Annotated in this window: 9 protein-coding genes and 1 pseudogene; 1 reads left to right on the forward strand and 9 read right to left on the reverse strand. The window is 59.4% G+C overall.

Annotated features, from left to right (window positions below):
- Window positions 1-128: 128 nt before the first annotated feature.
- The 6 genes from HMPREF9538_RS02895 to HMPREF9538_RS02870 form a co-directional block, all read right to left on the reverse strand.
- Complete coding sequence (locus HMPREF9538_RS02895; RefSeq protein WP_002887414.1) at window positions 129-1,280, reverse strand: double-cubane-cluster-containing anaerobic reductase; 1,152 nt, start codon at window positions 1,278-1,280, stop codon at window positions 129-131.
- A gap of 97 nt (window positions 1,281-1,377) precedes the next feature.
- Entirely contained in the window at window positions 1,378-1,617 is a 240-nt protein-coding gene (locus tag HMPREF9538_RS02890; RefSeq protein ID WP_002887416.1) for a DUF2164 domain-containing protein, read from the reverse strand.
- Window positions 1,618-1,642: 25 nt separating this feature from the next.
- Window positions 1,643-2,884: a multidrug efflux MFS transporter MdtM gene (mdtM, locus tag HMPREF9538_RS02885; protein WP_009486254.1), complete on the reverse strand. Its 1,242-nt coding sequence runs from the start codon at window positions 2,882-2,884 to the stop codon at window positions 1,643-1,645.
- A gap of 53 nt (window positions 2,885-2,937) precedes the next feature.
- The gene (locus tag HMPREF9538_RS02880) at window positions 2,938-4,230 is read right to left on the reverse strand and encodes a DUF445 domain-containing protein (protein ID WP_004146109.1); all 1,293 of its coding nucleotides are present in this window, start codon (window positions 4,228-4,230) and stop codon (window positions 2,938-2,940) included.
- A complete protein-coding gene (locus HMPREF9538_RS02875) occupies window positions 4,223-4,885 on the reverse strand; it encodes a LysE family translocator (RefSeq protein WP_004177543.1) in 663 nt (220 codons plus the stop codon). Before HMPREF9538_RS02875 ends, HMPREF9538_RS02880 begins: the two co-directional genes overlap by 8 nt.
- 47 nt (window positions 4,886-4,932) lie before the next feature.
- Entirely contained in the window at window positions 4,933-5,748 is an 816-nt protein-coding gene (locus HMPREF9538_RS02870) for an AraC family transcriptional regulator (RefSeq protein ID WP_004211325.1), read from the reverse strand.
- 215 nt (window positions 5,749-5,963) lie between these two features.
- On the opposite strand from HMPREF9538_RS02870, the gene HMPREF9538_RS02865 reads away from it, so the two are divergent.
- Entirely contained in the window at window positions 5,964-6,890 is a 927-nt protein-coding gene (locus HMPREF9538_RS02865; RefSeq protein WP_002887421.1) for an Rpn family recombination-promoting nuclease/putative transposase, read from the forward strand.
- 43 nt (window positions 6,891-6,933) lie between these two features.
- Here HMPREF9538_RS02865 and HMPREF9538_RS31885 read toward each other — a convergent pair.
- The 3 genes and pseudogenes from HMPREF9538_RS31885 to rlmKL all read right to left on the reverse strand — a co-directional run.
- A pseudogene (locus HMPREF9538_RS31885) lies at window positions 6,934-7,056 on the reverse strand (hypothetical protein); the annotation flags it as partial.
- A 14-nt stretch (window positions 7,057-7,070) separates the two neighbouring features.
- Window positions 7,071-8,978 (reverse strand): ABC transporter ATP-binding protein, encoded by a 1,908-nt coding sequence (locus HMPREF9538_RS02860; RefSeq protein ID WP_004147848.1) that lies wholly within the window; start codon window positions 8,976-8,978, stop codon window positions 7,071-7,073.
- A 12-nt stretch (window positions 8,979-8,990) separates the two neighbouring features.
- Window positions 8,991-10,291: bifunctional 23S rRNA (guanine(2069)-N(7))-methyltransferase RlmK/23S rRNA (guanine(2445)-N(2))-methyltransferase RlmL (gene rlmKL / locus HMPREF9538_RS02855; RefSeq protein WP_009486256.1), on the reverse strand; the 1,301-nt coding region annotated here is incomplete at its 5' end.

Consider the following 10,291-nt stretch of genomic DNA (forward strand, 5'->3'; position numbering starts at 1 on the left):
GGGGGGGGGGGGGGGGGAGGGGGGGGGGGGAAGAGGAGGCGGCGCACGATGCCGCCGTCCGCCAGTAGGATGCCTTTTGTGGCGGTGGAGCCGGAATCAATGCCAACCGTATAGTTCACGCCAGCTCCTTACAGCATTTCGATAAAGGCGGCGACGCGGGTGCTGAGCTGGCCGAGGTCCGCTGTCGAATAGTCGGTTTCAATCGCCATGTAAGGAAGATCGTGCTGTTGGCGCAGATGGCGTTTAATCGCCAGCGATTCCACGGCATAGGTATGGCAGGCCTGCAAAATGACGTCGATCACCCCGTCGGCCTGATACTCCTCCACCATCTGGCTCAGCAGCTGCAGACGCTGGTCGTTGGGGGAGATACAGGAGCAGCCGATGGCGAGATATTTATCGGTTAAGGCGTCGTAGACGTCGCCCTCTTCCGCCACGCAGCGCTCGGTCGCTTTCGCGCCGGTGCAGTTCTCATAGCCGACCACCCAGCCGCCGTTTTCCTCGATGGCGCGGACCACTTTTTCCGCCGCGCCGCCGATCGGGCAGCCGGTGATCAGGATCCGCGGACGAGGTTCCAGCCGTTTACCCTGCTGCCACTCCTGATGGATGCGCTCCGCCATGGCATGCAGTTCATCAATCAGGGCGGTTTTGTCGAAACGAAAAGTGGCGCCGTACACCACTTTCAGGATGTCGCCGCCGCTGAGCGCCGGCGGATTGAGCTGCCCGAGACGATAAAAGTGGGCCAGCGCCCGGCGCTCGCGATTTTTCAACACGATGGCTTCGCGCAGCGCCGCCTCGCTAATCGGCGTGCCAAACCGGGCCTCAATCACCTGCTGCAGGCGCAGGATCTCCGTTTTCCACAGTGCGCGCGAGGCGGCATCGCTGGCGCTGTTCGGCAACTGCATGACGTGGACCGCCTTGAACTCGGCCATGTACTCATACATTTTCTTTTTGCCGTCGCAGGTGGTTTCCCCAACCACCAGGTCAGAGAAATAGAAGTAGGGACATTTATCGGTTTTGCCGAAGCCGTAGCTGCTTTTGATAAGCGGGCAGAGGTTGCGCGGGAGATCTTTTTCCGCTTCCTCGATGGTTTCATCGGAGGTTGAGCACAGCGAGACGACAACGGCGCCCGCCGCCATGGCGATCTCCTGGGGCATAAAGGTGCAGTAAGTGCCCACCAGCGGTACGTTCTGCTCTTTAAGATCCATGACGGTGAGAAAGCCCTTCTGGCGAGCTTCTGAGAACTGGTCAAAAATGGCGGGTAGATCGGTGATAAGCGACATGGTTTTCCTTCCCCGTACACGGGAGATGCTGAAAGAGTCGCCATTATAGCCATGGTGTATGCAGGGTTTTATTGATCTCCTGCGTCTGTACGCGGTGTTAATAGACCTTTTTCAAATCCATCTCTTCCTGGATACGCTCGCTCCATGCCTGATGGGTGCGGATGGCCTCTTCGATACCGGCGTTGTAAAACAGCGGCCCCAGCTCTTTGGCGATAAAGTCGACGAAAAATTCGGCGTCAAACTGCTCCAGTTCGAGGTCGAAGGTCTCTGCGCAGTACTTGCTGAGCCTGTCGCGCAGCAGGTCGCGCTGCGCCTGGCTGAGTTCAATGTCATTCATGATGGGGCTTTCTCCGTAAAAGGGCTCACGACTGCCGGGCTTCGATCACCGCTTGTCCGCGCTGGTAGCGTAACAGTCCGGCCAGGCAGCAGGCGGCGACAATCCCGGCGGCCACCGCCAACAGGTGGAAGGGGAGTCTGCCGCCATGGAACCACAGCCAGCGCGCGCCTTCAATTGATAACGCGCTGACGCTGAGGATCACGATATTCAGCGAGGCGGAGACCGTGCCTTTCGGCAGGTCGTTGGAAAAGAGGGTAAAGCGAAACAGCGTCGGGAAAATCAGCCCGATGCCGAAGGCGTAGAAGCAGGTGCCGAGCACCGACCACAGCCAGACGTGGGGCCATACCAGATTGCCAACGATCAGGATGGCCAGGCCGAGCATCTGTACCGGCACCGCGCTGAGGACAAAGCGCGGGCGGGTAGGGTCTTTTACCCAGCGCGCCACCGACAGGTTGGCGATGATAACGGCGCTGAAGACCGGCACCTGGCTCCAGGCGAACTCGCTGGTGGTCAGTCCGCCGGCGTCCATTAAAATCACTGGCGATACCGCCACCCAGCTCATCAGCGGAATATAGCTCAGCGACAGCGTGGCGGCGCCGAGTAAAAAGATGCGGTTGCGAAAGACGTTGCGAAAATCGCGCAGCACGCCCAGGGGGCTGAACGGCACATCGCCGCGGCGCACCGTCTCCGGCATGGTCAACAGCAGGCCGAGCCAGGCCACCAATCCCATGGCGGCGATAATGCCGAACAGCGCTTTCCAGTGAATGAAATGCATCAGCGCCGCGCCGGAGAGCGGGCCGACGATCGGCGCCACCAGCACGACGGAGGTGATCACCGCCATCAGTCTGATCGATCTTTTTTCCTCAAAGGCCTCCTGTACGGTGACGTAGCCGACGGTGGCGATAAAGCAGATGCTGGTGCCCTGCACGAAGCGGGCAATCAGGAACTGCGTCATGGAGGTGGTGAACAGGGTCGCCAGGCATGCGAGGGTGAAAATCAGCGCGCCGGTGAGCAGCACCGGACGCCGTCCTATCCGGTCAGAGAGCGGCCCCAGCAGCCACTGTAGCGCCATGCCGCCGGCCATATACAGGCTCACCGAGGCCGGAGCCAGCGCCACATCAGCATTGAAATCCCGCACCACGTGCAGGATCCCCGGCTGGATCAGATCGGTAGTGAGATAAGCGGAAAAATCATACAGAATTAACGCCGCCGGGAAGAACAGCGCGGCGGCGTGTCGGCTCAGCCAGTGGGAAATCCTGTGCATCATCTCGCCCTCCCTGTGGAATATTTATCAGCGCTATTGTTCGGATAGTATCATTGCTAACCAATATGCAGATGCAGCAGCGAGGGGATCTGCGAGAGCAGCCACAACAACAGGCCGATGGTTCCCCCCACCAGGGTACCGTTGATGCGGATGAACTGCAGATCTTTACCGATATTGAGCTCGATCTGCCGCGACATATCGCGGGCGTCCCAGCTCTTCACTGTGTCGCTGATATGGCGGGTGAGGAAGGTGGCGAACTCCGGCGCCACCCGGTGCGCCGCCTGCTCCAGGTGTTCGTTAAGCGATTCGCGCAGCGCGTCGTCGCGGAGTAAGGTTTCACCGAACCACTGCCCCGCCTCGGCGATACGCTGCTTAATACGTGAGTCGTCGCTGCTGATATCGTTTTTTACCCAGCCGCGCAGGTCGCCCCATACTTCGCCAAGATAGTGGTTAAAGGTCTCATCATTTTTTAGCCAGGCTTTGATGTTATCGGCCTTCTGCGCCATATCCGGGTCGGATTTCAGGTTATCGATAAGCTTTTGCACGGCGCGGTCAAAAGTCTGACGGATCTGATGCGTACGGTCGTGAGTCACCTCGTCCAGCAGGGTATTCACCGCGTCGGTGACCATCTCAGCGCTGTGCTCGCCGAGCCACTCGGTGGGTAGGAGTTTGGCCTTCAGCGGGTGTTCGGTCTCCAGCCAGTGTACGATGCCGCGGGCGATAAAGGCGCGGGAGCTGTCGCGCTGCAGCAGGGCGATCAGTTGGTTTATCAGCGAATCGAGCAGCTTTTGATGGCGATTGTCGCGGGTCAGTCCCTCCAGCATCATGGCGCTGGTCTGCGTCAGGTCGACCTTATCGATAGCCTTATGCACCGCGCGTCGCAGCAGACGTTGAATGCGCGCGTCATCGGTCAGTTCGAGAAAACCGCTCATCACCTGCAGCAGGTGCTGGCCGACCCGCCGGGCGTTCTCCGGCTGGCTGAACCAGTTGCCGAGCATCAGGGCTGGCTGATAGCGGCGGATCAGCGCGACCAGCGACGGGGTATCAAGGAACTTTTCCTCGACAAAGCGGCCGAGGTTGTCGGCGATGCGGTCTTTATTGCGCGGAATAATCGCCGTATGGCGGGCGACAAAGGGCAGCGGAATACGGCGAAACAGAGCCACGACCGCAAACCAGTCGGCCAGCGCCCCGACCATCGCCGCTTCGGAAATAGCTTTTAGCGCACCGACCCAGGGCGACGGTGGTAGCGCGAGGGTAGTGATAAAAATGGCGGCTGCAATCAGCAGCAGCGACAGCGCCAGCAGTTTGGCGCGTTTCAGTTCAGCGAGTTTTTCCATATGCTTAAGCATATAGCCTGACGGCGAGGTCGTGCAAAAATCGCCAGATAATCCCCAGGCCGAAGAGCATCAGGATCGCCCCCGCCGCCCGCTCGACTCGCCAGACGATGGCGCCCAAGCGGCGCTGTATCTGCGGCAGCGCAATCGCGCTCACCAGCAGTAAATCCCAGAAGAACACCACGCTGACCATCCACAGCCCGCTCACCGTTTGCTGAAGCAGGGTCACAGCCGGCCCGAGCAGGGAAGTCATCAGCGCCAGATAAAACAGGGCGTTTTTGGGGTTGAGCAGCGATGACCCCAGCCCCAGCAGCAGCTGCCTGCCGAACCCCGGACGCGCTGCGCGAACGCTCTCCATCGCCAGCGTCGCGGGACGGCTGCGTATCAGCAGGCTGCCAATCCACAATAAATAGCCCGCCCCCAGCAGTTCGATGAGCAAAAAAAGCAGCGGCGCCTGGCGCAGAAGCCCCCAGCCGACGATGGCGAGCACAATATACAGCGCATTGCCTGCGGCGATGCCGAGACACAATCCGATGCTGCCGCGGATCCGGTAGCGCACGGCGTAGCCGACCAGCAGAAAAAAATCAGGGCCCGGACTGAGCAGAGCGACAAAGTGGGACAGGGCTAACGCCGGGAAGGCGGCGGGAAAGAGCGTCGATAAGGTATGCATAGTGGCCTCGATAATGGTGCAGAGGCCACCCTACGCCAGGTGGCGTATTACTTATTGTCAGATATTGATCTGCTTTGCGCATACTGCCGCGGCGTGGCGGCGGTATAGCTGACAAAGGTTTTATGGAAATGGCTCTGATCGGCAAAGCCAGCCTGATAGCCAACGTCGGCGATAGGATCCCCGGCGCGTAAGCGCGTTTTCGCATATTCGATGCGCGCCATGTTGATCAAACTGGCAGGCGTCAGGCCGGTATCTTGTTTCACGGCGCGGATAACGGTCTCTTTACGAAGCGCGCTGTCGTGGGCCAGCTTATCCAGCGACGGCGACGCCGGCAGATCCATCGCCAGGCGCTGAAACAGCAGGGCGCTGGCGTGATGTGGCGCCTGCGGCGCGGCGGCGCACAGCGGCAGCGCGTGCAGGAGTTGCGCCAGCCGGGCGGGCAGTTGTTCAAGGCTCCCGCGGTTCATCAGGGCGACAACCTGCTGGAAACTGGCAAAGAGAGGGCTGTCGCGCAGCAGCGGCTGCGGCGAGGTGATACTGGCGCCAGGGGGAATATCCGGGCGCTGCGCGCGGCACCATGTCGCGTCCAGGTAAAGCATGTGATAGCTGCGCGGCCTGTCATGCAGCGGATTACAGCTATGCGGCGCGTGCGGCGGGATCACGATCAGATCCCCGGGCTGTAGCAGGTACTCCTGGCCAGCGCACAGGCAGCGCGTTTCCCCCTCGATAATCGCCCCCACCGAGAGCTGGGGGTGGCTGTGGCGCTTATAGGCCTGGCGGCTGCGCCAGGTGCTGCGCAGCTCCAGCCACGGCAGACGATCGTCTCGCCAGAAGGTTTGGGGAATATCTCGGGTATGGTTCACTGCTTTGGCCTTTGCTGCGGGGATAAGCCGTTTATAGCATGCTGCGCCGAGGCTGTCGCCCGCCTGGATTTGCGTACCGCGTCGAAAAAGGATGTCACGCTTGCAGTCCGGGGAAATATGTTTTCGTAGCGGAATGTAAAATCCCGGTTTCCGGGGTGCCAGAGACATTCATGGGATGTAGAGTCCCTGCAGGATAAGCAGGCAGGGATGAGCCGATGGCAAAGGGCACCACCTCGACGCCGCATGATGCGGTGTTTAAACAGTTCCTCACTCAGGCCGACACCGCGCGCGATTTTCTGGCGATCCATCTACCGCCTGCGCTGCGTCAGCGCTGCGACCTCGATACCTTACAGCTGGAATCGGCAAGCTTTATCGAGGAGAGCCTGCGGGCCTGGTACTCCGATGTGCTGTGGTCACTCAAAACCGCGTCTGGCGAGGGCTACATTTATGTGGTTATCGAACATCAGAGCTCGCCGGATGCGCAGATGGCCTTCCGCCTGATGCGCTACGCCATCGCCGCGATGCAGCGCCATCTTGATGGCGGTCATACAAAACTGCCGCTGGTGGTGCCGATGCTCTTCTATCACGGAGCGACCACGCCATACCCGTGGTCACTCAACTGGCTGGACTGTTTTGCCGATCCACAGCTGGCGAGTGAGCTTTATATCTCGCCCTTTCCGCTGGTGGATGTCACGGTGATCCCCGACGATGAGATCGTTCGCCACCGGCGCGTGGCATTACTCGAGCTGATACAGAAGCATATTCGCCAGCGCGATTTAATGGGCATTGTTGAGCAACTGACGACGATTTTACTTAGCGGGGACGCTAATGACAGACAGCTAAAAACGCTGTTTAATTATCTGCTGCAGACTGGCAACGCGCGCCGCTTTGGCCGGTTTATCCACGAAGTGGCGCAACGGGTTCCTCAGCACAGGGAGAGATTGATGACTATTGCTGAAAGATTACAGGAAGTGGGCCGCAGAAAAGGCAAACGGGAAGGCCGGCTTGAAGGCAGACAAGAAGGACAGCATGCCGAGGCGCTGCGCATTGCCCAGAGGATGCTGGCCGACGGCATTGCCCGCGAGACGGTGGTGAAAATCACCGGCCTGACCGCCGACGAGATCGCCGCGCTGGCGCATTGATAACGCCGGGGGGGGGGGGGGGGGGGGCCCCCCCCCGGGTGGTGGTTAACGTTGTACCGCAGCGCGGGCAGGCGGCTTTCTGGCGATGCTCAAGCTGCGGCAAAGCCACCAGCAAATCACATTGGGGACATAGAATATGTCGCGCAGCATGATGATGATCGCACATGACAACTCCTCGGCTCAGGCGCCGTTCTTTAATCCTTCGAGATATTCCCAGCGTTCAAAGGCCGCTTCCAGCGCCTGCTCCGCTTCGGCCAGCTGCGCCAGCACCTGCTGCGTGCGATCGTGCGGTTGCCCGAAGAAATCGGGATCGGCAACCTGATCCTGCAGCGTCTGCAGTTCGGCCTCGAGAGCCTCCAGCTTCTGCGGCAGTTGTTCCAGCTCGCGCTGCAGGTTATAGCTTAGTTTGTTCCCGCCGCGTTTGACAGTTTCTGCTTTTGGCTGAGCGACTTCCGTCGTTTTTTTAACGACCGTCTGCTTTTGCGCCAAAGACTGGGCCTGCTGACCGCGGGCGTCGTGATAGCCGCCGACGTACTGGCCAATACGACCGCCGCCTTCGAAGATCCAGCACTCGGTCACGGTATTGTCGACAAACTGACGATCGTGGCTCACCAGCATCACGGTCCCCTGATAGCCATCGATCAGCTCTTCCAGCAGCTCCAGCGTTTCAACATCGAGGTCGTTAGTCGGTTCATCAAGGATCAGCAGATTGCTGGGTTTCAGGAACAGCCGGGCCAGCAGCAGGCGGTTACGTTCCCCTCCGGAAAGCGCACGTACCGGGGTCATCGCTCGTTTTGGATGGAACAGGAAGTCCTGTAGATAACCCAGCACATGGCGTGGTTTACCGTTAACCATTACCTCCTGTTTGCCTTCCGCCAGGTTGTCCATCACCGTTTTATCCGGATCCAACTCCGCGCGGTGCTGGTCGAAATAGGCGACCTCCAGCTTGGTGCCAACATGGATCCGCCCGCTGTCGGCCTGCAGCTGGCCGAGCATCAGCTTCAGCAACGTGGTTTTCCCGCAGCCGTTGGGGCCGATCAGGGCGATCTTGTCGCCGCGCTGGATCTGTGCGGAGAAATCCTTCACCAGCACTTTGCCGTCAACCTGATAGTTGACGTTTTCCATCTCAAAGACGATTTTGCCGGAACGGGAAGCCTCCTCAACCTGCATCTTCGCGCTGCCCATCACTTCCCGACGCTCACCGCGCTCGCGGCGCATCGCCTTCAGCGCGCGGACTCGGCCTTCGTTACGGGTCCGGCGCGCTTTGATACCCTGACGGATCCACACCTCTTCCTGGGCCAGCTTGCGGTCAAATTCCGCATTCTGCAGTTCTTCGACCCGCAGGGCTTCTTCTTTATCGAGGAGATACTGATCGTAATTTCCCGGATAGGTCACCAGCTTGCCACGATCGAGGTCGACAATGCGCGTCGCCATATTGCGGATAAAGGAACGGTCATGCGAAATAAAGATAATCGTGCCTTTAAAGGTTTTCAGGAAACCTTCCAGCCAGTCGATGGTTTCGATATCGAGGTGGTTAGTGGGCTCATCCAGCAGCAGCACGCGCGGCCCACTGACCAGGGCGCGGCCCAGCGCCGCTTTACGTAGCCAGCCGCCGGACAGCGACGCCAGCTGCGCATTGGCGTCAAGGCCCAGCTGCTCAATCACTTCGTTAATGCGGCTGTCCAGCTGCCATAGTCCCAGGTTATCGAGCTGCTCCTGCAGGCGCGCCAGTTCATTTAAATTTTTGTCGCTCGGATCGGTCATCACCTGATGCGACACGTCATGGTAGGCTTTCAGATAAGCCGCCTGCTCGGCGATCCCTTCGGCGACAAAATCGTATACCGTACCAGCAACGTTCCGCGGCGGATCCTGCTGCAGACGCGCCACGATCAGGTCCTGTTCATAAATGATGCGTCCGTCATCCAGCCCCTGCTCGCGGTTGAGGATCTTCATCAGGGTAGATTTACCGGCGCCGTTGCGTCCGACGAGGCAGACGCGTTCGTTATCTTCAATATGCAGCTCGGCATTATCCAGCAGCGGCGCATCGCTGAAGGAAAGCCAGGCGCCGTGCATACTAATCAGTGACATTATTTATTCCTTTCAGGCTGCGGTAATCAGCCAGCAGTTGTGGATCTGACGGTTGCGGGCAAAATCCTGCGACAGCGTTTTTTGCGAAATCTCTTGCGCCTTCAGGCCAAGCGCCGCCAGCCCGTCATGATCCATACGGAAACCGCGTTTGTTATTCGAGAACATAATGGTGCCGCCTTTACGCAGCAGACGTTTTAGATCGGTCATCAGGCGAATGTGATCGCGCTGGACGTCAAACGCATCTTCCATTCGTTTGGAGTTGGAAAAGGTCGGCGGATCGATAAAGATCAGATCGAACTGCTCGGTGCTCTCCCGCAGCCAACCCAGCACGTCCGCCTGCATCAGGCGATGCGCGCGGCCGGTCAGGCCATTGAGACGCAGGTTGCGTTCCGCCCACTCCAGGTAGGTGCGTGACATATCCACCGTGGTGGTGGATCGCGCACCGCCGAGGCCTGCGTGGACGCTGGCGCTGCCGGTATAGGAGAACAGGTTCAGGAAGTCCTTACCTTTACTCATCTGGCCGAGCATGCGACGGGCGATACGGTGGTCGAGGAACAGACCGGTATCCAGGTAGTCGGTGAGGTTGACCCACAGGCGCGCGTTATACTCCTGCACCTCAATAAAGTCGCCCTTCTCCGCCATCTTCTGATACTGGTTTTTCCCCTTCTGCCGTTCACGGGTTTTCAGCACCAGCTTGTTAGGCGCCATGTCCAGTACGGCGATAGTCGCAGCGATGATGTCGAACAGACGCTGGCGCGCCTTATGCGCGTCGACGGTTTTCGGCGGGGCATACTCCTGGACCACCACCCAGTCGGCATAGCGGTCAATGGCCACGTTGTATTCCGGTAGATCAGCATCGTACAGGCGATAGCATTCAATTCCTTCCTGGCGGGCCCATTTTTCAAACTTCTTCAGGTTCTTACGCAGACGGTTAGCAAAATCCTCCGCCAACATCGCCGGCTTGCCGCCTTCGCTCTCCGCCAGGTGATAATTCTTCTGCACGCAGTCCAGCGGGCCGTTCTTGGCTTTAAACTGCTTGTCGGCACGCAGCTGCAGGCAACTCAGCAGCTCCGGCGAAGCGCTGAATACCGACAGGTTCCAGCCGCCGAACTGACTTTTCATTATCCGGCCAAGCAGGCTGTGCAGAGCGATCAGCGCTGGCTCGCTTTCCAGACGTTCGCCGTACGGCGGGTTACTGATCACCGTCCCGTACGGGCCTTTCGGTAGCGGGTTGTTCAGTTGGGCGACGTCTTTCACGTCAAAATCGATCAGCTCGCCAATGCCGGCGCGGCGGGCGTTGCGGCGCCCGCGGC

The sequence above is a fragment of the Klebsiella sp. MS 92-3 genome, from assembly GCF_000195655.1.
GTDB classification, from domain to species: Bacteria; Pseudomonadota; Gammaproteobacteria; order Enterobacterales; family Enterobacteriaceae; genus Klebsiella; species Klebsiella pneumoniae.